11 protein-coding genes and 1 pseudogene are annotated in these 22,636 nt (G+C 66.5%); 10 read left to right on the top strand and 2 right to left on the bottom strand.

The features are described 5' to 3' along the window. The first annotated feature begins 133 nt into the window (after positions 1–133). Positions 134–1,762 (top strand): GMC family oxidoreductase, encoded by a 1,629-nt coding sequence (locus tag ABKS89_RS30425; protein ID WP_348588808.1) that lies wholly within the window; start codon positions 134–136, stop codon positions 1,760–1,762. 179 nt (positions 1,763–1,941) lie between these two features. Here ABKS89_RS30425 and ABKS89_RS30420 read toward each other — a convergent pair whose 3' ends face one another. Both ABKS89_RS30420 and ABKS89_RS30415 read right to left on the bottom strand, forming a co-directional pair. Then, a complete protein-coding gene (locus ABKS89_RS30420) occupies positions 1,942–2,412 on the bottom strand; it encodes a nuclear transport factor 2 family protein (protein WP_138213497.1) in 471 nt (156 codons plus the stop codon). A gap of 240 nt (positions 2,413–2,652) precedes the next feature. Continuing rightward, the gene (locus ABKS89_RS30415) at positions 2,653–3,627 is read right to left on the bottom strand and encodes a GlxA family transcriptional regulator (RefSeq protein ID WP_348588809.1); all 975 of its coding nucleotides are present in this window, start codon (positions 3,625–3,627) and stop codon (positions 2,653–2,655) included. A 228-nt stretch (positions 3,628–3,855) separates the two neighbouring features. Between ABKS89_RS30415 and ABKS89_RS30410 the strand changes: the two genes are divergently transcribed. The 9 genes and pseudogenes from ABKS89_RS30410 (at position 3,856) to ABKS89_RS30370 (ending at position 22,320) form a co-directional block, all read left to right on the top strand. Then, positions 3,856–4,794, top strand: coding sequence for a choline ABC transporter substrate-binding protein (locus ABKS89_RS30410; RefSeq protein WP_081519024.1), 939 nt, complete (start codon positions 3,856–3,858; stop codon positions 4,792–4,794). 87 nt (positions 4,795–4,881) lie between these two features. Continuing rightward, complete coding sequence (gene cdhC, locus ABKS89_RS30405; RefSeq protein ID WP_138213504.1) at positions 4,882–5,766, top strand: 3-dehydrocarnitine:acetyl-CoA trimethylamine transferase CdhC; 885 nt, start codon at positions 4,882–4,884, stop codon at positions 5,764–5,766. Between the two features lie 124 nt (positions 5,767–5,890). Continuing rightward, positions 5,891–6,856, top strand: a complete 966-nt coding sequence (locus ABKS89_RS30400; protein ID WP_348588811.1) for an L-carnitine dehydrogenase — start codon at positions 5,891–5,893, stop codon at positions 6,854–6,856. Between the two features lie 82 nt (positions 6,857–6,938). Further along, a pseudogene (locus tag ABKS89_RS30395) lies at positions 6,939–7,409 on the top strand (thioesterase family protein); the annotation flags it as partial. A gap of 12 nt (positions 7,410–7,421) precedes the next feature. Then, complete coding sequence (locus tag ABKS89_RS30390) at positions 7,422–8,351, top strand: alpha/beta hydrolase fold domain-containing protein (RefSeq protein ID WP_518301066.1); 930 nt, start codon at positions 7,422–7,424, stop codon at positions 8,349–8,351. A 13-nt stretch (positions 8,352–8,364) separates the two neighbouring features. Next, positions 8,365–9,543, top strand: coding sequence for a gamma-butyrobetaine dioxygenase (locus ABKS89_RS30385; RefSeq protein WP_348588812.1), 1,179 nt, complete (start codon positions 8,365–8,367; stop codon positions 9,541–9,543). A 278-nt stretch (positions 9,544–9,821) separates the two neighbouring features. Further along, positions 9,822–10,070, top strand: a complete 249-nt coding sequence (locus ABKS89_RS30380) for a hypothetical protein (RefSeq protein ID WP_081519030.1) — start codon at positions 9,822–9,824, stop codon at positions 10,068–10,070. 167 nt (positions 10,071–10,237) lie between these two features. Then, positions 10,238–11,938 carry a ShlB/FhaC/HecB family hemolysin secretion/activation protein gene (locus ABKS89_RS30375; protein WP_348588814.1) on the top strand — a complete coding sequence of 567 codons (1,701 nt, stop codon included), beginning with the start codon at positions 10,238–10,240 and terminating at the stop codon, positions 11,936–11,938. A 56-nt stretch (positions 11,939–11,994) separates the two neighbouring features. After that, positions 11,995–22,320, top strand: coding sequence for a two-partner secretion domain-containing protein (locus ABKS89_RS30370; RefSeq protein ID WP_348588815.1), 10,326 nt, complete (start codon positions 11,995–11,997; stop codon positions 22,318–22,320). Positions 22,321–22,636 lie beyond the last annotated feature (316 nt).

Here is a 22,636-nt window from a genome sequence, read left to right as displayed (position 1 = left end):
CTGGCTGGCGCCTCCTGCAGGGCGCCGGCCGATGCGGTGATTCGCTGCAGCACCGTTCGGCCCCCTCTCCCCTCGGGAGAGGGTTGGGGTGAGGGGTTCTGCGATTCACGCAAGACTCAATGGGAGCCCCGCCTTGTCTTCAAACCACGATTCCACCTACGACTACCTCATCGTCGGCGCCGGCTCCGCCGGCTGCGTGCTGGCCAACCGCCTGAGCGCCGACCCGTCGGTGCGCGTCTGCCTGCTGGAGGCTGGCGGCAGCGACGCCAGCCCGCGAGTGCAGACCCCGGCCGGCACCATCACCCTGTACAAGAGCAAGGTGTTCAGCTGGAACTTCTACTCCGCGCCGCAGAAGCGCCTGAACAATCGCTCGCTGCACTGCCCGCGTGGCAAGGCGCTGGGCGGCTCCAGTTCGATGAACAGCATGATCTACATCCGCGGCCACGCTTCCGACTACGACCGCTGGGAAGCCGAAGGCTGCCCCGGCTGGGGCTGGAAGGAAGTGCTGCCGTTCTTCAAGAAATCCGAGCGCAACCTGCTCGGCCAGGACCCGGCGCTGCACGGCACCCTGGGTGAGCTGGTGGTGGACAAGCCGCGCGACCCCAACCCGCTGTCCAGCCTGTTCATCAGGGCCGGCGAACGGATTGGCCTGCGCCGCAACGATGACTTCAACGGCCGCGAGTTCGAAGGCGTCGGCATCTACAACCTGACCCAGAAGGACGCCAAGCGCCTGAGCAGCTACCGCGCCTTCGTCGCGCCGCTGCAGCGCCCCAACCTCACTGTGCTGACCGACCGCCAGGTGGGCCGCCTGCTGCTCGACGGCGAGCGCGTCACCGGCATCGAACTGCGCAGCGGCGAACGCCTGCAGGCAAGCCGCGAGGTGATCCTCACCGCCGGTGCCCTCGGCTCGCCGCAGATCCTGCTGGCTTCCGGCATCGGCCCGGCGGCCGAACTGAAAGCCGCCGGCATCCCGGTGAAACACGACCTGCCGGGTGTGGGCAAGAACCTCCAGGACCACCTCGACGGCCTGGTCACCGTGCGTTCGCCGAGCCCGCTGAGCCTGGGCTTCTCCCTCGGCTCGCTGCCGCAGATCCTGCTCTCGCCGTTCAAGTATCTGCTGGCGAAGAAGGGCTGGCTGACCACCAACTACGTCGAGGCCGGCGGGTTCGCCCGCACACCTCTGGCGGATGGTCTGGCTGACGTGCAGTTCCACTTCGTGCCCGGCTACCGCAGCCACCGTGGCCGCCTGTTCGAATGGGGCCATGGCTACGCCGTGCACACCTGCGTGCTGCGGCCGAAAAGCATCGGCGAGCTGCGGGTGAAGCCCGGTGGCGACATCGAGATCGACTACAACTTCCTCGCCAACGAGGAAGACGGCCGCGTGCTGGTGGAAGGCGTGAAGCTGGCGCGCAAGATCCTTGCCCAGCCGGAGTTCGACAGCATCCGTGGCGCCGAGATGCTCCCCGGCCCGCAGGTGCAGACCGACGAGCAACTGCTGGAGCACCTGCGCGAATACGCCGCCACCGTGTTCCACCCGGTGGGCACCTGCAAGATGGGCGAAGACCCGCAGGCGGTGGTCGACCTGCGCCTGCGCGTTCACGGCCTGAAGGGACTGCGCGTGGTGGACGCGTCGATCATGCCGACGCTCATCAGCGGCAACACCAACGCACCCTGCATCATGCTCGGCGAGCGCGCGGCGGCGATGATCCTGGAAGAGAGCCGCGCGACGTCGGCCGCTCCCGCCCAGGCAGTCCCGGCCTGATAGCCGAATGGTAGGGCGGATAACCTGGAACAGGTTATCCGCCGGCCCTTTGCGGCGGATAACGCTGGCGCGTTATGCGCCCTACAGGGTTTTCCACAGGGCGTATCGGCTGACGATGGGTATCGCTTCGCTCCACGCCATCCTGCGGGTGCCTCCGGCGTCCCTGTGGATAACTGTCCTTACAGCCCCAGCTCACTCAACGACGGATGATCGTCTGGCCGGCGGCCCTGCGGCCAGCGGAACAGGCGCTCGTCCTCGCTGATCGGCAGGTCGTTGATGCTGGCGTGGCGCTCGAACATCAGGCCGTTCTCGTCGAACACCCAGTTCTCGTTGCCGTAGGAACGGAACCAGTTGCCCGAGTCGTCGTGCCACTCGTAGGCGAAGCGCACGGCGATGCGGTTGTCGGTGAAGGCCCAGAGTTCCTTGATCAGCCGATACTGCTGCTCGCGCACCCACTTGGCGGTGAGGAACTGGACGATCTGCTCGCGGCCCTGGACGAAGGTCGCGCGGTTGCGCCAGCGGCTGTCCGGCGTGTAGGCCAGCGACACGCGGTGCGGATCGCGGCTGTTCCAGCCGTCCTCGGCGAGGCGGACTTTCTGGATGGCGGTTTCGCGGGTGAACGGCGGCAGAGGGGGACGGGTTTCGCTCATGGTGGTCTCCGAAGGCAGTGAGGGTTTGAACCTGATCTCCATACTCCGCCCGACCCTGGATGGGGTAAATGACGGTAATCCCACAGATATTGCCAATCGCTTTTGCTTTTCGTAGCAGCGGTCCTGCACCGAGCTGTTCATTGTAGGAGCGGGCCATGCCCGCGATCGCGCGCATGGCGCGCTCCTACAGGTCCAGCCGCCATACATCCTGGGGGTGACGGAACCGCCCAGGCACCAGACTTATGCCTGTGGCAGAACAGCTTTCGCGGCCACCTTGCGCAACCCCACCCGATCCTGGCTCGGGCACACGCCGAACTTCGCCCGGTAACTTCGCGACAGGTACGAGGGCGTCTCGAAGCCGCAGGCCACGCCGATCTCCAGCACGCTCATGTCGGTCTGGCGCAGCAGCTGGCGTGCCTTGTCCAGGCGCAGGCCGAGGTAGAAGTTCGACGGCGTGTCGTTCAGGTGCAGGCGGAACAGGCGCTCGAGCTGGCGCCGGGTCACCTGGATGCGTTCGGCCAGCTCCAGCGTCGACAGCGGCGGCTCGGTGTGGCGCTCCATCTCGCCGATCACCTGCACCAGCTTGCGGTTGCTCACCCCGTAGCGGCTGGCGACCTGCAGGCGCTGGTGGTCCTGGCGAGTGCGGATGCGCCCGACCACGAACTGCTCCGACACCTGCACCGCCAGCTCCGGCCCGTGGGCCTGGGCGATCAGGTCGAGCATCAGGTCGATGGACGCGGTGCCGCCGGCGGAGGTGATGCGCGGCCCGTCGATCTCGAACAGCTCCTGGGTTGCTTGCACCTGTGGATAAGTCTCCCGGAAGGCATCCAGCGCCTCCCAGTGCACCGTGCAGCGCTGGCGCTGCAGCAGCCCGGCCTCGGCCAGCACGAAGCTGCCGGTGTCGATGCCGCCCAGGATCACGCCGTCGCGGTCCAGGCGCTTGAGCCAGTGCAGCAGCGCCGGGGTGCAGGCGCGCAGCGGTTCGAAGCCGGCCACCACCAGCAGGGTGTCGCCCTCGCGCAGCGCTTCCAGGCCACTGTCGGCGTTCATCGACATGCCGTTGCTGGCCAGCACCGGCCCACCGTCCAGGCTCATCAGGTGCCAGCGATACAGCTCGCCGCGAAAACGGTTGGCCACCCGCAGCGGCTCCACGGCGGAGACGAAACCCATCACCGAAAAACCGGGCAACAGCAGGAACCAGAAGTCTTGGGACATGGCGGGTACCGTGCAATTGGGGGCAGCTGGGTGGCAGCTGAGCCCATGCTTATGAACCAAGGACGTCGCCCTGGCAATCGGGGAGGTCGCTGCTGTGCAAGAGCTGGTCGCCGCAGTGCGATCCACCTCCCCCGCAGCTGCGTAATTTGATCACCACAGCCCCCCGTGAGGGGCCGCATGACACACAACAACGATAACCAATGCCGCAAAGGCCTTGAGGGAGAAGTCATGAAGCTATCGATCCAAGCGCTCGGCTGTGCCGCGCTCATGCTCGCCGCCAGCACCAGCTGGGCCGCCGAGCCCGCCCAGTGCCAGAACGTGCGCATGGGCACGGTGAACTGGACCGACGTGGTGGCCAGCAGCGCCGTGGCCGAGGCCGTGCTCGACGGCCTGGGCTACAAGGTCAAGCAGACCAGCGCCTCGCAGCAGATCATCCTGGCCGGCATGGCCGACAAGCAGCTCGACGTCTTCCTCGGCTACTGGCAACCGACCATGCAGCCGGTGGCCAAACCCTACCTCGACAAGCAGCAGATCGACGTGATCACCCCGCCGACCCTGCCCGACGCGCAGTCCACCTACGCCGTCCCCAGTTATGTCTATGACGGCGGTCTGAAGACCTTCGCCGACATCGCCAAGTTCAAGGACAAGCTGAGCAACAAGATCTACCTGATCGAGCCCGGCAGCGGCTCCAACCGCATCACCGCGAAGATGATCGCCGACGACAAGTTCGGCCTGAAGGGCTTCCAGATCGTCGAGTCCAGCGAGGCCGGCATGCTCACCGCTGTCAAGCGCGCCATCAAGCGCAAGCAGTGGGTGGTGTTCTTCGGCTGGAAGCCGCACCCGATGAACCTGCAGATCGACATGAAATACCTCACCGGCAGCGACGACGTATTCGGCCCCGACGAAGGCTCCGCCACCGTCTCGATCATGACCGCCGGCGGTTACCAGGCGCAGTGCGGCAACGTCGCCAAGCTGCTGCACAACCTCAAGTTCAGCAGCGAGCAGGTGAGCCAGGTGATGGTGCCGATCCTCGACCGCAGCCAGCCGGTGGACGCCGCCAAGGCCTGGCTGAAACAGAACCCCGAGCCGCTCAAGGCCTGGCTCGACGGCGTGACCACCTATGACGGCAAGGATGGCCTCGCCGCCGTCCAGGCCTCGCTGAAATAGCGCCCGGACAAACACCTCCCACCAGCAACTCCCTGCGCGTCCTCCGGCGCGCAGTGGGTTCGTTCGACCCGAAGAAGGACAGCCACCGTGAACCATGAAGTGATAGTCACCTGCGCGGTGACCGGCGCCGGCGATACCGTCGGCAAGCACCCGGCCATTCCCGTCACCCCCAAGGAAATCGCCGCCGCCGCCATCGAGGCCGCCAAGGCCGGCGCCACCGTCGCCCACTGCCACGTCCGCGACCCGCAGACCGGCAAGCCCAGCCGCGACGTGAACCTCTACCGCGAAGTGGTCGAACGCATCCGCGAGAGCGACACCGACATCATCATCAACCTCACCGCCGGCATGGGCGGCGACCTGCAGATCGGCCAGGGCGAACAGCCGCTGGAGTTCGGCGCCGGCACCGACCTGGTCGGCCCGCTGGAGCGCCTCAAGCACGTCGAGGAGCTGCTGCCGGAAATCTGCACCCTGGACTGCGGCACCCTGAACTTCGGCGACGGCGACTTCATCTACGTCTCCACCCCGGCCCAGCTGCGCGCCGGCGCCAGGCGCATCACCGAGCTGGGAGTGAAGGCCGAGCTGGAAATCTTCGATACCGGCCACCTCTGGTTCGCCAGGCAGATGCTCAAGGAAGGCCTGCTGGAAGACCCGCTGATCCAGATCTGCCTCGGTATCCCATGGGGCGCCCCGGCCGACACCACCACCATGAAGGCCATGGCCGACAACATCCCCGACGGCCTGACCTGGGCCGGCTTCGGCATCGGCCGCTCGCAGATGCCGATGGTCGCCCAGGCGATGCTGCTGGGCGGCAACGTGCGGGTCGGCCTGGAGGACAACATCTGGCTGGACCGTGGCGTGCACGCCACGAATGGCCAACTGGTCGAGCGCGCCATCGAGATCATCGAGCGCCTGGGCGGCCGCGCCCTGACCCCGGCCGAGGGGCGCAGGAAGATGAACCTCAAGGCCCGCTGATTGCGAACCGTAGGGCGAGTAACCCGGAACGGGTTATCCGCCGCCGAACAGGATCGGCGGATAACGCTGCGCGTTATGCGCCCTACGAAGAACCCGACGCCCCGCCACCTTTCCGGAGCCACCCATGTCCTTCATCACCCAAATCAAGACCTTCGCCGCTCTCGGCAGCGGCGTCATCGGCAGCGGCTGGGTCGCCCGCGCCCTGGCCCATGGCCTCGACGTCATCGCCTGGGACCCAGCGCCCGGCGCGGAAGCCGCGCTGCGTGCGCGCATCGCCAACGCCTGGCCGGCGCTGGAACAGGCCGGCCTTGCCCCCGGCGCCTCGCCCGATCGCCTGCGCTTCGTCGCCACCATCGAAGAGTGCGTGCGCGATGCCGACTTCATCCAGGAAAGCGCCCCCGAACGCCTCGACCTGAAATGCGAGCTGCACGCGAAGATCAGCGCCGCCGCCAAGCCCGACGCCCTGATCGGCTCCAGCACCTCGGGCCTGCTGCCCAGCGAGTTCTACGCCGACGCCACGCACCCCGAGCGCTGCGTGGTCGGCCACCCGTTCAACCCGGTGTACCTGCTGCCGCTGGTGGAAGTGGTGGGCGGCGCGAAGACCGCGCCGGAAGCGGTGCAGGCCGCCATCCAGGTCTACCAGTTCCTCGGCATGCGGCCGCTGCACGTGCGCAAGGAAGTCCCCGGCTTCATCGCCGACCGCCTGCTCGAAGCCCTCTGGCGCGAAGCGTTGCACCTGGTCAACGACGGCGTCGCCAGCACCGGCGAGATCGACGACGCGATCCGCTTCGGCGCCGGCCTGCGCTGGTCCTTCATGGGCACCTTCCTCACCTACACCCTGGCCGGCGGCAATGCCGGGATGCGCCACTTCATGGCCCAGTTCGGCCCGGCGCTGCAACTGCCCTGGACCTACCTGCCAGCCCCGGAACTGACCGACACCCTGATCGACCGCGTGGTGGAAGGTACCTCCGAGCAGCAGGGCAGCCGCAGCATCGCCGAGCTGGAGCGCTACCGCGACGACTGCCTGCTGGCGGTGCTCGGGGCGATCAAGGAGACCAAGTCCAGGCACGGCTTCGCCTTCGCCGACTAACCTCACGGTTCATCATTCGCTCCAAACCACCCCCTCTCCCTTCAGGGAGAGGGCCGGGGAGAGGGGCTCTTCGGACGCGAACATGACCCACGCCCTGAAAACCTACGAAACCCCCATCCTCGCCGAGTGGACCGACTACAACGGCCACCTGCGCGATGCCTTCTACCTGCTGCTGTTCAGCTACGCCACCGACGCCCTGATGGACCACCTCGGGCTCGACGCCGAGCACCGCGCGGCGACCAACGATTCACTGTTCACCCTCGAGGTGCACCTCAACTACCTGCACGAGGTGAAGGAGGGCGAGAAGGTCGAAGTGCGCACCCAACTGATCGCCCACGACCGCAAGCGCCTGCAGGTTTTCCACAGCTTGCACCGCGCCAACGAAGACCTCGCCCTGGCCGCCAGCGAACAGATGCTGCTGCACGTGAACCTCGAAGGCGGCGCGCGCTCGGCACCCTTCGAAGGCGTGGTACTCGAGCGCGTGCTGGCGCTGGCCGAGGCCCATCGCCCGCTGCCGCGCCCGGATTACGTCGGCCGCGTCATCGGCCTGCCGGGCCGAGCGGGCATGAGCCGGCGCTATCCGCTGTCCGATGCCATGCAGGCCTTCGTCACCGAGACGGAAGCTCACCCACTGGAAGGCCCCACGCTCGCCGCCCAGCGGGAAAACTACGAGCGCATGGCCGCCGCCTTTGCGCCACCGATTCCGCCGGGCCTGCTGGTGCGCGACGTGCAGCCTGACGGCCTGGTCGAGCTGCGCCTCTACCGGCCCGAAGGCGCACCGCCGGCGAATGGCTGGCCCACGGTGTTCTACATCCACGGCGGCGGCTGGGTGCTGGGCAACGCCCGCACCCACGACATGATCTGCATTCCCCTGGCCGCCGAACTGGGCGCACTGGTGATCGCCATCAGCTACCGGCTGGCGCCCGAACACCCTTATCCCGCGGCCCTCAACGACTGCCTCGACACCTGGCGGCGGATTCACCAGGACGGCCTCGGCGAGCCTGTGGATAAAACCCGCATCGCGGTCGCCGGCGACAGCGGCGGCGCCAACCTCGCCGCGGCGCTGTGCCTGGCCCTGCGCGGTAGCGGCGAAGCGCAGCCATTGTCCCAGGCGCTGATCTACCCCGCGCTGGGCAACCGCGACACACCCTCGCGCACCACCTGCGCCGACGCGCCGCTGATGACCAGTGCGGCGGTGGACGAATACCTCGCCGCCTACCTCTCGCGCCCCGCCGACCGGCGCGACCCGCTGGCGCTGCCGCTGCTCGCCGAAGACCTCGGCGGCCTGCCGCCGGCCTTCATCGCCGTCGCCCAGTTCGACCCGTTGCGCGACGACGGAGCGCTGTACCGCGACCGCCTGCGCGAAGCCGGCGTGGCGGTGGATTACTTCCCCGGTGCCGGGCTCGTCCACGGCTGCCTTCGCGCCCGGCGCGTGGCGGAGGTGGATGCCCTGCGCGGCGCCCTGATCGCGGCCCTGCGCCGCAGCCTGAGCTGACAAGGAGAAGAGCATGGAAACGACGCTGGAACGTCCCACCATCGCCGACTGGCGCACTTATCCACAGACCGCCGCGCTGACCTCGCTGCGCCCGCAGGCCAACCGCCTCGACCTGGTATGGGACGACGGCCGCGTCAGTCCCTTCCATCACCAGTGGCTGCGCGACAACTGCCCGTGCGGCGAATGCGTCTACGCGGTCACCCGCGAGCAGGTGCTGGAGGTCATCGACGTGCCCGCCGATCTTGCGCCCGAGCGGGCCGCCATCGAACTGGGCTATCTGTGTTTGCACTGGAGCGATGGCCACCGCAGTCAGTACGACCCGGGCTGGCTGCGCGCCCACGCCTATGACGACGAGTCCCGCGCCGAACGCCTAGCCGCGCACCAGACCACCCGCGTCTGGCGCCGCGACTTCGAGGTGCCGGTGTTCCAGCACGACCAGTTGATGGACGACGACTCGGCGCTGCTGGAATGGATGCTCGCCCTGCGCGACCTCGGCCTCAGCCGCGTGGACGGCGTGCCCACCGCGCCCGGCTCCCTGCATCGCATCGCCCAGCGCATCGCCTTTATCCGCGAGACCAATTTCGGCGTGCTGTTCGATGTGAAGTCCAAGGCCGAGGCCGCCGACAGCAACGCCTACACCGCCTTCAACCTGCCGCTGCACACCGACCTGCCGACCCGCGAACTGCAACCGGGGCTGCAATTCCTGCATTGCCTGGTGAACAACGCCGACGGCGGCGACAGCGTGTTCGTCGACGGTTTCGCCATTGCCCGGGCGCTGCGCGACGAAGCGCCGGAAGACTTCCGCACGCTGTGCGAGATGCCCATTGAATTCCGCAACAAGGACCGCCGCAGCGACTACCGCTGCCTGGCGCCGGTGATTGCCCTGGACGCGCGGGGCGAGATCAGCGAAATCCGCATCGCCAACTTCCTCCGCGGCCCCTTCGACGCCCCGGCCGAGCGCATGGATGCGCTGTACCACGCCTGGCGCGCCTTCCTCACGCTCACCCGTGACTCGCGCTTCCGCCTGCAACAGAAGCTGCGCGCCGGGCAGATGTGGTGCTTCGACAACCGCCGCACCCTGCACGCCCGCACCGCCTTCGACCCGGCCAGCGGCGAACGGCACCTGCAGGGCTGCTACATCGACCGCGACGAACTGCTGTCGCGCATCCTGGTGTTGCAGCGCGAGCAGTGAAGCGGCGCAAGCCGGACAAAAAAATCCCCTGCGGCGCCCGACGCGCGGCAGGGGACAAATCGAGCCGGTGCAGGCTCTCAGTGTGCGAGGCCCCGCAGCTGGCGCCGGTGCCAGCTGCAGGGTATGGAAGCCAGTCTGCGCGTCGCGCCGCCGCCTCGGTTAGCCGAAAACGACCTGCGCTTGCCCGCCGCGGACATTCCGTCGGACAGATGCTTGCCGCGCCCCGCCGGGCTTACCAGAATCGATGCAGACCCCTGCCGCTCCCAAGGAGACCCGCGATGATGCACGCCGACCTGATCGACCAGGACGATTTCCGCGAACGCCTGCAAGCGCTGGGTTTCGCCGTGCCGCCGGGCATCACCGCCGAGCAGGCCTGCGAATACGCCGTGCGCGGCCTGACCCCGGAGCGCTCGCTGGCGCTGCGCCGCCTGGTGGAGGAAATGCTCGCCGGGAATGCGACCCTGCTGCCCGCCGTGCGCGAGGCGATCTCCCGGCAATTGCTGCCGGCGCTGGTACCCAAAGTGTGACAATCAGGCGCACAGGCAAGCGTCGTTTGTGCGCCGCATCTCCCAGAAATTGGGAAATGGCTTACAGTTCGTCGGGGTAATGGCCTAAGGGCATCATGTATCAAATATGATCCAATTCGTCTTTTTAGATGAACTGGCCGCACGGCCAGACGACAGGGATCGTAAGGATGCATGCTCTCTACCGTGGCTGGATGCCCGTCCTGGCATTCTGCTGTGCCTCGGCAAGCTTTGCCGCGCCACTCCCCTCGCCGGGTGACAACGACCTTCAGCGCCAGCGCCAGGAACAATTGCTGCGCGAACAGCGCCAGCGCCTGGAAGAGCTCCAGCAGCTCCCCGGCAAGGCGCCGACCGAAGCGCCGCCGACCACCGCGCCGGACACCCGTTGCTTCGCCATCCGCAGCATCAGCCTCGAAGGCGCCGAGCACCTCGACGCGCGCTCGCGCGAAGCGCTGCTGGCGCCGTATCAGGGCCAATGCCTGGGCGTGAACCAGCTCAACGAGCTGCTCAAGGGCATCACCGACCATTACCTCTCGCGCGGCTTCGTCACCACCCGCGCCTACCTGCCGCAACAGGACCTCTCCAGCGGCGAGCTGAAGATCATCGTCGTCGAGGGCCGCCTCGAGGGCTTCGACCAGTCCGGGCTGGCCAGCGAACGCGAGCTGGCGATGACTTTCCCCGGCACCACCGGCGAAGTCCTCAACCTGCGTGACCTGGAACAGCTGGTCGACCAGATCAACCGTCTGCCCTCGCGTCAGGCGCAGATGGAGCTGGTGCCGGGCAAGGAAGTCGGCGGCAGCCGCGTGCAGCTCAAGGGCGAGCGCAGCAAGCCCTGGCGCGTCTCCGCCAGTCGCGACAACAACGGCGACGCGACCTCCGGCGAACAGCAGGCCGGCGTCGGCCTCGACTGGGACAGCCCGTTGGGCCTGGCCGACCAGTTCGGCCTGCGCTACGGCGAGGACGTGGTCAGCGACCACTGGAAGCACTCCGACAACCAGAGCCTGTGGTACAGCGTTCCCTACGGCTGGTGGACCTTCAACTACAGCTACAGCCGCAACTACTACCGCACCCGCAACGAAGATGCCGGCTTCGCCTTCAAGTACGACGGCGACAACGAGACCCATCAGCTGGGCGCCGAGCGTGTTTTGTACCGCGACGACGTGAGCAAGACCGGGGTGAACTTCGGCCTCAGCCACCAGCGCACGCGCAACTACATCGACGACACCCTGCTCGACGTCTCCAGCACCCACCTCAGCGAATTCAACCTGGGCTTCAACCATGGCCGGCGCATCGGCAGTGCCTTCGTCAACGCCGACATCGGCTGGCAGCGCGGCATCGGCGCCTTCGGCGCGCAGGATGACGAGCATGGCGCCCCGCACGGCAGCCCCACCGCCCGCTACAACAAGTACAGCCTGACCCTGAGCTACCTGCAGCCGTTCACGCTGTGGGAGCAAGCCTTCAGCTTCGAAAGCCTCGCCACCGGCCAGCACAGCGAAGACGTGCTCTACAGCCCGCAGCGCATCAGCCTGGGCGGCCTCAGCTCGATCCGCGGCTTCAAGGACCAGACGCTCTCCGGCGACTCCGGCTACTACTGGCGCAACCAGCTGCGCTGGCGCCGCGCCGTGACCTGGGAGCCGCTGCTGCCCTGGGTGCAGGAGTACGGCGTGGCCTACGCCTACGACTTCGGTGCCATCGAGCACGGCCAATACAACCCGGGCCTCTCCGGACGCATGAGCGGCCACGGCCTGGAGTTCAGCGCGCGCGGGCAGTACGCCGCCGCCTCCGTGACCCTGGCGCGCTCCCTGGAGCGCCCCGACATCATCGAGCGACGCGAGCACCCGGTGTATTTCCGCGTCGACCTCTTCTTCTGAACCGATTCGCTCTTTAGCTAATGGCTGGCACCTGCCAGCACTTGGGAGATTCCCACATGGACGTACGCCACCCGTTGTACCAGGCCATTGCCAGCGTGCTTGCCGGCATCCTGATCCTCAACCCCATCGTCGCGGCAGCGGCCGAGCTGGCGGTAGACGCGGCAGCCGGTGGCAATACGCACCTGGGTGCGGCGGGCAACGGCGTGCCCGTGGTGAACATCGCCACGCCCAACGGCGCGGGCCTCTCCCACAACAAGTTCAGCGACTACAACGTCGAGCAGAACGGCCTGATTCTCAACAACGCCACCGGCAAGACCCAGTCCACCCAACTGGGCGGGATCATCGTCGGCAACCCGAACCTCAAGGGCGGCGCGGCCAACAAGATCCTCAACGAAGTCACCGGGGCCAACCCCTCGCAACTGCGCGGCTACACCGAAGTGGCCGGGCAGGCCGCCCACGTCATCGTCGCCAACCCCCACGGCATCACCTGCAACGGTTGCGGCTTCATCAATACCCCGCGCGCCACCCTGACCACCGGCAAGCCGCTGATGGATGGCGAGCGCCTGCGTGGCTACGACGTCGACGGCGGCGAGATCAGCGTCGAAGGCGCCGGCCTGAATGCCAGCAACCTCGACCAGTTCGAGCTGATCACCCGCAGCGCCAAGCTCAACGCCGACCTCTACGCACAGCAACTCGCCGTGGTGACCGGCCGCAACCAGGTGGACGCCGAGACCCTCGCCGCCACCGCCAAGGCCGACGACGGCAGCGCCAAGCCGCAACTGGCGATCGACAGCTCCGCGCTGGGCGGCATGTACGCCGGCGCCATCCGCCTGGTGGGCACCGAGCAGGGCGTGGGCGTAAAGCTCGCCGGCAACATGGCCGCCAGCGGCGGGGATATCCAGATCGACGCCAACGGCCAGTTGACCCTGGCCCGCACCAGCGCCGCCGGCAACCTGCGCGCCAAGGCCAGCGACATTGCCGTCACCGGCCCGGCCTATGCCGGCGGCGTCGCCGAGCTGAACGCCAGCGGCCAGTTGAGCAACAGCCAGAGCCTCGCGGCCGGCCAGCGTGTCGCACTCACTGCCGCTCAGGTCAGCAACAGCGGCGTTGTCGAAGCCGGCGTCAACCCGGACAACAGCCGCAACGCCCAGGGCGACGTGGCGATCACCGCGCAGACCCTGCGCAACAGCGGCAGCGTGGTCGCCAGCCGCAACCTGGACGCCAACGCCAGCGGCACCCTGGACAACCAGGGCGGCGCGCTCAAGGGCGCCACCACCCGCGTCAGCGCTGCCAGCCTGGACAACCGCCAGGGCCGCCTGCTCGCCAGCGATCAACTGACGCTCAACGCCGCGCGCCTGGACAACCGCAACGGCCAGGCCGTCGCCAACCGCCTGCAAGTCAGCGGCGGCGCGCTGGACAACCGCCTCGGCCTGTTCTCCGCCGAGCAGTCGCTGGACTTCACCCTCGACAGCCTGGACAACAGCGGCAAGGGCACTCTGGTCAGCAACGGCACCCTGCAGGCCCGCGTCCAGCACAAGCTCGACAACCAGGCCGATGGCCTGCTCTCGGCCAAGGGCGCGCTCGGCGTGCAGGCCGGCAACCTCGACAACCGTGGCGGGCTGGTGGTCGGCGATGCCGGCGTGACCCTTTCCGGGGCCAGCCTGAACAACAGCGCGCTGGGCGTGATCAGCAGCCTGGGCGACCTGAAGCTCGACGTCGGCCAGCTGGACAACAGCCAGGGCGGCGCCCTCGACAGCGGCGCGGCACTGCGCCTGACGGCCAGCCAGGTGAACAACGCCCAGGGCAGCGTGAATGCCAAGGGCGACCTGCAGGCCAAGGCCGACAGCTTCAGCCAGCAGGGCGGCGAACTGCTCGCCCAGGGCGCGCTGAACCTCGACGCCGGGCTGCTCGACAACCGCAACGGCGGCCTCATCGCCGCCAACAACGGCGTCAGCGTCAAAGGCACCGACCTGCTCAACCAGGGCGGCGAAATCTCCAGCCGCGCCAAGGTCGCTGTGCAGGCTGCCAGCCTGGACAACGGCGCCGGCAAGGTCATCGGCGACGCCGGCCTCGACCTGCAGGTGCAGCGCATCGCCAACCGCGCCGGCACCCTGGCCGGCCGCGACGGCCTGAGCATCACCGGGCAGAGCCTGGACAACAGCCAGGGCGGCCGGGTGAACAGCCAGAACAGCCTCTGGCTGCAACTGGCCGGCGCGCTCGACAACAGTGGTAACGGCGCCCTGCTCAGCCAGGGCAGCCTGACCCTCAACGCCGGCAGCCTCGACAACCGTGGGGGCGCGGTCTCCAGTGCCGGCCTGCTGTTCTCCCGTCTCGCCGGTGCCCTCGACAACCGCGGCGGCAAGCTGCTCAGCGACGGCAGCATCGACCTCGCCGGCGCCGACCTGAACAACGCCGGCGGCATCCTCAGCGCCGCTGGCGACATCCGCCTGCAAGGCGCGAAGCTCGACAACAGCCAGCAGGGTCGCATCGTCACCGACGCCGCCATCCACCTCGCCACCGCCCAGCTGGACAACAGCCAGGGCGGCAGTCTCTCCGCGCGCGGTCTCATCGACGGTCGCATCGCTGGCCTCGACCAGCACGGCGGTGGCCAGTTGATAGGTCAGGGCGGTGTCGACCTCGACCTCCAGGGCGGCGCCCTGAACAACGCCGGCGGCCTGCTCGGCAGCCCCGGCCAACTGGTGCTGCGCAACGTCGCCAGCCTCGACAACCGGGGCGGCGAAATCTCCAGCGACCGCGCCTTTGCCCTCACTACCGGGGCGTTGCTCAACCAGGGCGGCAAGATTCTCTCCGGCGACCGCCTGACCCTCACCAGCGGCGCACTGAACAACAGCAACGCCGGGGTCCTCTCCGGCAGCAACGGCCTCAGCGTCAACGCCGCCAGCCTCGACAACAGCCAGGGCGGCACCCTAGCCAGCCGCGGCGACCTGCTGCTGCGCAGCCAGGGCGCGCTGGACAACCACGGCGACGGCGCACTGGTCGCCAGCGGCAAGCTCGATGTCGGCAGCGCCAGCCTGAACAACCAGGGCGGCCTGCTGTCCGCCACCGGCGACCTGCTGCTGGCCACCGGCAGCACCGACAACCGCGACGGCCGCCTGCTCGCCCAGGGCCGTCTCGACGCCAGCACCGCCGACCTCGACAACCGCGATGGCGTGATCAGCGGTGCGCAGGGCCTCGACCTCGGCGCCGGCAACGTCCTCAACGGCGCCAGCGCCACCGGCAAACCCGGTGGCCTGATCACCAGCCAGGGCGCGCTGACCCTGCGCGGCGGCAAGCTCGAATCCACCGGCGGCGGGGAAATCTCCGCCAAGGGCGACCTGCACCTGATCGTCGCCCAGCTGATCCAGCGCCAGGCCGCGCTGATCGGCGAAGGCAAGATCACCCTCGACCTGGGCAACGGCGCCCTGCGCGGCGACTTCGACAACCGTGGCGGCCTGCTCAGCGCCACTGGCGCCCTGCAGATCAACGGCCTGGGCAACCTCGACAACCGTGGCGGGGAAATCTCCGCCAGCCAGGGCTTCGCGCTCACTGCCAGCGGCCAGCTCGACAACGGCGACAGCGGCCGGATCATCAGCGCCGGCCAGCTCGAACTGAACGCCGGCGCCCTGCGCAACGTAAGCCAGGGCCTGCTCTCCGGCTGGCAAGGCCTGGTGGTCAACGCCGCCAGCCTGGACAACAGCAGCAGCGGCACGCTCTCCAGCCGCGATGGCACGCTGACCCTGACGGTCAGCGGCGCGCTCGACAACCACGGCGCCGGCGCGCTGGTCAGCAAGGGCAACCTCGGCCTTGGCGCCGGCAACCTGAACAACGCCGGCGGCATCGTTTCCACCCAGGGCGGGCTCGGCCTGACCGTGGGCGGCGATGTGGACAACAGCAACGGCGGCCTGCTCAGTGCCCAAGGCGACCTGACTGGCAGCGCCAAGGCTGTGGATAACCGCGCCGGGCAGATCAGCGCCGCCAGCATCGACTACGACGCCAGCAGCCTGAACAACAGCGGCGGCAGCCTGGTCAGCCAGGGCGCGCTGCGCCTGGGCCTGCTCGGCGCCCTGCTGAACAACGGTGCCGGCTCGAAAATCGCCAGCGGCGGCCCGCTCAACCTGAGCGTCGGCAGCCTGGAAAACCGTGGCGGCCAGCTCGCCAGCCAGGGGCTGCTCAAGGTCCTCGCCGGGCGCTTCGACAACAGCGTCAGTGGCACCGTGGCCGCGCAAGACGACCTGATCCTGCAACTCACCGCCGAGCTGCTCAACGGCCAGGACGGCCTGGTCTTCAGCAAGGCCGGCCAGCTCAATGTCAGCGCCGCCAGCATCGCCAACGGCGGCGGCACCCTGCAGGGCCAGGGCGACACCACCCTCAAGACCACCGGCGCCCTCGGCAACCAGAACGGCCGCATCATCAGCCAGACCGGCCAGCTCGATCTGGGCAGCGCCAGCCTCGACAACAGCAACGGCGGCGTCATCAATGCCGCCAACGGCAACCTCAAGCTGGTCACCGGCCAGTTCAGCAACAACGCCGGCACCACCCAGGCCAAGGGCCTCGACATCACCGCCACGGGCGGCATCGACAACCGCGCCGGCCACCTCTCGGCGGTCAGCGGCGACAACCGCATCAGCACCACCGACCTGAACAACCAGGGCGGTGGGCTCTACGCCGGCAGCCTGCTCTACCTGCGCGGCAACCAGTTGCTCAACGACGGCGCAGCACTTGACCAAGGCGGCAAGATCGGCGCCGGCCACATCGACGCCAGCCTGAACGGCGCGCTGAACAACCAGTTCGGCCTGATCGAAAGTAGCGGCAACCTGACCCTCGGCGCGGCCAGCATCAACAACGTGGTCGGCGCAATCCGCGCACTCGGCCAGACGCCCGTCAGCCTGCTGCGCGCAGCCAGCCCCAGCCAGATGAAGATCGTCAGCGGCGGCCTGCTCAACAACAACCTCGGCCGCATCGAAGGTGCCACCCAGGACCTGATCCTGCAGACCGGCGCCCTGCAGAACGGCGGCGGCAACGTGCTGCACGTCGGCACCGGCACCTTCGGCGTCGACCTCGGCCAGGCCGGCCTTGCCGGCGGCAACTTCACCTCCAACGGCAGCCTCACCTACCAGGCCGCCAGCTGGACCAACAACGCCATCATCCAGGCGCGCAACCTGGACCTGGACATCGGTCAGCTCGACCAGGGGTCGTACGGCCAGTTGCTGGCCGCGCAGAGCCTCGTCGGCCGCGGCGGCAACTGGGCCAACGCCGGCCTGATCGCCAGCGATGGCACGCTCGATCTCGATCTGAGCGGCAACTACACCGCCGATGGCCGCCTGAGCAGCCTGGGCAGCCTGTCCCTCGGCGCTGGCTACATCGGTATCGGCCAGAGCGGCAGCATTGGAGGTGGTGGCGCGACGACCCTCATCAACAGCAGCGGCACCCTCGACAACGGCGGTCGCCTGACCGCCACCCAGGACCTGCGCGTCAGCGCCGCCAGCCTCAACAACCGCGGCACCCTCGGCGCCGCCGGCAACCTCTACCTCGGCACGCCCAACCTGCTCAACGAGAACGGCCTGATCTTCAGCGGCGGCAACATGCAGTTGCGCACGCAGAATTTCATCAACCGCAACGCCGACCTCTACAGCCTGGGCACATTGCATATCGCCGCCAACGACCAGGACGGCTGGGCGAGCAGCGTGCAAAACATCTCCGGCAGCTTCGAGAGCGGCGGGGCCATGACCCTGCTGGTGCAGGATTTCGACAACCGCCGTGCCGACGACTTCCAGATCGGCGAGCGCATTGTTGCCGGCAATTTCCGCATGTATGCCGACGACGTCTGCGATGGCAAGGGCTGCGAATTCAAGTTCCAGTCCTGGGAGCGCTATGAGGACATCATCCTCAAGGACGCGCCTCAAGCTTCGATCACCGCTGGCGGCGACTTCCGCTTCCGTGGCGACTCCTTCGACAACCTCTACAGCAGCATCGCCTCGGGCGGCAATATCGACATCCAGACGGCCACCTTCCGCAACCAGGGCGCCGCGGGTGGGGAAGAGCGTCACCTTGATGGCAGCTTCTATTCGCGTGATGACAACCTGTATTGGGCCGTTCGGAACAACAAAGACCTCTACAACCGTTACAACGATCCCAACTCGTCAGACTACAGTCCCGGCGCACTGACTCGACTGCAGATTCTTGAGTCTGGTGGCTATCCGGAGGGAAAAGCCTTTCGGAGCATGACCGAGTCCGTCATCCCTGTCTCCGGCACGCCCGCCGCCTCCGCGGTGATCCAGGCCACCGGCAATGTGACGATCAATGCCAGCGACAGCTTCGACAACAGCGTGGTGAAGCGCGACGCCGGCGCCCAGACCATCAGTCCGCGCGACGTCGGCGTTGCCAACGGCGCCACCACCGTCCAGCTGGCGATCACCTCGCAGCTGCCGCCGGACCTCGCGCAGAAACAGGTCAACCCCGTCACCCTGCCGGGCTTCAGCCTGCCGCAGGGCGAAAACGGCCTCTTCCGCCTGAGCGGGCAGGGCGGCACCGGCGGCAGCACCGGCACTGTGCAGGGTGCGGGCGATCTCAGTTTCAGCGGCCAGAGCATCAGCGCCGCGCAGCGCGAACGGAGCCTCGACGGCGCTGCGGCTGGCGCGGGCAGCGTTGCTCCGGGTGGCAATGCCGCCGCCGCTGATGCTCAGTCGGGTGCGGCCATCAACGTCCCGCGCGTGCAGGGCCTGCCCAGCAGCGCTACGCCGGACAACAGCCACAAATACCTGATCGAGACCAACCCCGAGCTGACCAACCTGAAGAGCTTCCTCGGCTCCGACTACCTGCTCGGCCAGCTCGGCTACGACCCGGACAAGGCACAGAAGCGCCTCGGCGACGGCCTCTACGAACAGCGCCTGATCCAGCAGGCGGTGGTCGCCCGCACCGGCCAACGCTACATCGACGGCATGGCCAGCGACGAAGCCCTGTTCAAGTACCTGATGGACAACGCCATCGCCTACAAGGACAGCCTCCAACTGCAATTGGGCGTCGGCCTCTCCGCCGAGCAGGTCGCCGCGCTGACCCACGACATCGTCTGGCTCGAAGAAGCCACCATCAACGGTGAAAAAGTCCTGGTGCCGGTACTCTACCTCGCCCAGGCCGATGGCCGCCTGGCGGCGAATGGCGCCCTGATCATGGGCAACGACCTGTCGCTGATCAGCGGCGGCAACCTGACCAACCAGGGCACCCTGCGCGCCAGCGGCGACCTCGCCGCCAGCGCCGCCAACATCACCAACAGCGGCATGATCGAAGCCGGTAACCGTCTCGATCTGCTGGCCATCGACAGCATCCGCAACGCGGCTGGCGGCATCATCAGCGGCCGCGACGTCAGCCTCACCGCGCTGACCGGTGACGTCATCAACGAGCGCAGCATCACCTCGGTCGACGCCAGCAACGACGCCCACCGCATCCACAAGGAAATCGCCAACAACGCCGCCCGCATCGAAGCCCGAGGCGACCTGGAGATCACCTCCGGCCGCGACCTGATCAGCGCCGGCAGTGTCATCCAGGCCGGCGGCAATGCCGACCTCACCGCCGGGCGCGACCTGCGCCTGGAGGCCGCGCAGGAAGTCGACAGCATCGACTTCCAGAGCCGCCGCATCACCGGCAACGTCACCAGCGTCACCCAGCACGGCAGCGAGGTGCAGGTTGGCGGCAACCTCGAACTCAACGCCGGCCGCGACCTCAGCGCCGTCGCCAGCCGCATCGACGCCGCCCGCGACATCGCCATGAGCGCCGGGCGCGACGTAGTCCTCGCCTCCGCCGCCAACGAAGAGCACAGCGACGCCAAGTACAAGGGCGGCGGCAAGAAGGTCACCACCCAGGAAGACCACGTCGGCCAGCAGGCCACCGAGGTCAACGCCGGTGGCGATGTCCTGATCAGCGCGGGCGAAAACCTCACCCTCGTCAGCAGCAAGATCGGCGCCGGCAACGAGGCCTACCTGGTCGCCGGCGACAAGATCGAACTGCTCGCCGCCAACGACAGCGACTACTCGCTATATGACATGGAGGAGAAGGGCGGCTGGGGCAAGAAGAAAACCCAGCGTGACGAAGTCACCGACGTCCGCGCCGTGGGCAGCGAAATCAGCGCCGGCTCCGACATCACCCTGCTCAGCGGCGGCGACCAGAAGTACCAGGGCGCCAAGCTGGAGGCGGGCAACGACATTGCCATCGTCAGTGGTGGTGAAGTGACCTTTGAGGCAGTGAAAGACCTGCATCAGGAGAGCCACGAGAAAAGCAAGGGTGACCTGGCTTGGACCAGCTCCAAAGGCGAAGGGCAGACCGACGAAACTTTGCGGCAAAGCGAATTGCTCGCTCGAGGCAATTTGACCATCCGCGCTGTGGAAGGGCTGAAGATCGATATCAAGCATATCGATCAGAAAACCGTGAGCCAGACCATCGATGCGATGGTGCAGGCTGATCCGAAGCTGGCCTGGCTGAAAGAGGCCGAGCAACGCGGCGATGTTGACTGGAGGCGCGTCAAAGAGATCCATGACAGCTGGGACTACAGCCACTCGGGCATGGGGCCGGCGACACAGCTTATCGTGGCCATTGTGGCGGCAGCTGCTGGTGGCATTGCTGCCGCTGGAGCGTTGAGTGCTGCAGGTGCGGGTACCGTCGCCACTGGCATCGGCGTCGGCGCCGCGGGAAGTCTGGCGGGAACTGCTGGCGTTAGCTTTATCAACAACAAGGGCAACCTTGGCCAAACCCTCAGCGACACTCTTGGCAGTGACAGCCTGAAACAGGCCGCGATTGCCGGGGCCGTCGGCGGTGCCACAGCAGGTTGGTTCAATGACTGGAGTGGCTCCAATACCAACGTCAGAGTTGTTAATGGCAAGACGGTCGCTGACCTGAGCACATGGTCAGGTGTTGGTAGTTTCGCCGCCAACCAGGCGATGCAGAACACTACCTCCGCTCTGCTTAGCCAAGCATTAGGGCAAGGTGGCAGCCTGGGAGATGCACTACAAAACAGCCTTTACAACACGTTTGCCGCTGCTGGTTTCAATGCTGTAGGTGACTTCGGTAAGGCTAACAGCCTACAGCCGGGTAGCCCTTCAATGGTTGCCTTGCACGCCTTGATGGGGGGCATGGTTGCCGAGGCCAGTGGCGGCAGCTTTGCCACAGGCGCTGCAGCTGCTGGCGCCAACGAAGCTCTCGTGGCAAGCCTGGATGGAGTCTTTAAGAACCTGAGCCCAGATAATCGCGAAGCACTGGTGACCATGAGTGCACAGGTCGTCGGTGTCCTCGCTGCTGCTGCGCAGAATCCAGATGCCGATACGGGTGACCTTTCCAGTGGAGCCTGGGTCGCTAAGAACTCGGCACAGTACAACTACTTGAGCCACGAGCAGGAAGCGCAAAAAGACGCGGAGCTTGAGGGCTGTAAGCAGAAAGTGTTCTGCAGAACGGGCGTGGAAGCCAAGTGGGCAATGACCGATGCCATGCAGGATGTCGGTATAGTCGTGGGCGTCGGCGGTGGTATTGGCCTTTCGGCGGCAGAGACAGCGGAAGGGTTGTACCAGCTCGCGACTCATCTGCCTGAGACCATGGACGCGTTGCGTCTACTGGCTAACTCCCCGGAATTCAGGCAGCAATTTGGCGATAACTACTTCCAAGGCCTGGAAGAGCGCGCAAACAATCTCACCAATGCCTACAACGATGCAGGCTGGCAAGGCTCAGTCACCGCCGGCGTTGAAGGTGGTCGCTTTGCTGCTGAGATTGTAGGTGTACTGACTGCAGTGCGTGGCGGCGCGAAGATTGCCGCAGAGCTGCCGACCGCTACGAAGAATGTGCTCAACGCAATTGCTGAGATGCCCGTAGCGGGTGGCAAGGCTGGTCAGATTGGGGCAGTCGGTGATATAGGTAAACTTGGGGGTGATGCTGCAAAAGGAACTGGGGCTGCCAAAGGATTTGTTCCTGCAGAGAGGACAGGCCTCAACTTTGAAACAAAAGTTGCGAATAAATCAGATGGGTATGTCGATGTCGAGCTGTCTGCTAGACAGAAATTCGATAAGTCCGGTGCGATTGTAGATAGCAAATTCGCTCAAAGTGATTTAGTTGCTCGTTACTCACCTGATGGGAATCTGCACATTGACTGGTACGGTACAACTGTCTCTGGAAAGGGTGTTGGCAGCGAGATGGTCTCTAGGGCTATTGAAACAGTCGGTCCGGATAAGGTTAAAACGGTTTCAGCACAGTTAGGAAAGGACAACCTTGATGCTTTCAGAGCTGGAACCGCAGCAGGGTTTTCTAAGGAGCAAGCTGTATGGAGCACTCCATTAGGTAAGACAATGAACGCTCTGGGTTTCAGGAGTGTTGATGTTTCTGGGACTAGCGTAAAGTTTCTTCAGTGAGGCTAAGTCATGGACAAGGTTGAGATAATCAGAAGTCTAATTCGCTCTGGCAGAGTGAAAGACGTCCTTGACTTTGTTGAGGGGGATTCTGTCTATATATCGGATGCTTCGGAAGGAGCCCCTCAGAGTCCGGAGCTTAGAAGGGTTTGGATTCTAGTGGTTCATCATTTAAGGTTTGTGTCAGAGTTTGGCAATATATCCGCCACGCAGAGCAAGGGCGGCAAGTATTTAAGTCCGCACCCTGAAGAATTTGAAGCATGGTTGAGTGCAGGGGCTCCTGGAGTTGCAGACCGAGACCTACGGTCTTACCTAAAAG

The organism is Pseudomonas sp. LABIM340 (assembly GCF_040017195.2).
In the GTDB taxonomy this organism is placed as follows: Bacteria; Pseudomonadota; Gammaproteobacteria; order Pseudomonadales; family Pseudomonadaceae; genus Pseudomonas.
The sequence above is the reverse complement of the archived record's forward strand: the minus strand, read 5'-3'. Positions and strand labels throughout refer to the sequence as shown.

What these genes read in the sequence shown, in the direction of transcription:
- ABKS89_RS30420 (WP_138213497.1), bottom strand. Translation starts at nt 2,412, where the DNA reads ATGAGCGAAACCCGTCCCCCTCTGCCGCCGTTCACCCGCGAAACCGCC.
- ABKS89_RS30415 (WP_348588809.1), bottom strand. Translation starts at nt 3,627, where the DNA reads ATGTCCCAAGACTTCTGGTTCCTGCTGTTGCCCGGTTTTTCGGTGATG.
- ABKS89_RS30410 (WP_081519024.1), top strand. Translation starts at nt 3,856, where the DNA reads ATGAAGCTATCGATCCAAGCGCTCGGCTGTGCCGCGCTCATGCTCGCC.
- ABKS89_RS30400 (WP_348588811.1), top strand. Translation starts at nt 5,891, where the DNA reads ATGTCCTTCATCACCCAAATCAAGACCTTCGCCGCTCTCGGCAGCGGC.
- ABKS89_RS30390 (WP_518301066.1), top strand. Translation starts at nt 7,422, where the DNA reads ATGAGCCGGCGCTATCCGCTGTCCGATGCCATGCAGGCCTTCGTCACC.
- ABKS89_RS30385 (WP_348588812.1), top strand. Translation starts at nt 8,365, where the DNA reads ATGGAAACGACGCTGGAACGTCCCACCATCGCCGACTGGCGCACTTAT.
- ABKS89_RS30380 (WP_081519030.1), top strand. Translation starts at nt 9,822, where the DNA reads ATGATGCACGCCGACCTGATCGACCAGGACGATTTCCGCGAACGCCTG.
- ABKS89_RS30375 (WP_348588814.1), top strand. Translation starts at nt 10,238, where the DNA reads ATGCATGCTCTCTACCGTGGCTGGATGCCCGTCCTGGCATTCTGCTGT.
- ABKS89_RS30370 (WP_348588815.1), top strand. Translation starts at nt 11,995, where the DNA reads ATGGACGTACGCCACCCGTTGTACCAGGCCATTGCCAGCGTGCTTGCC.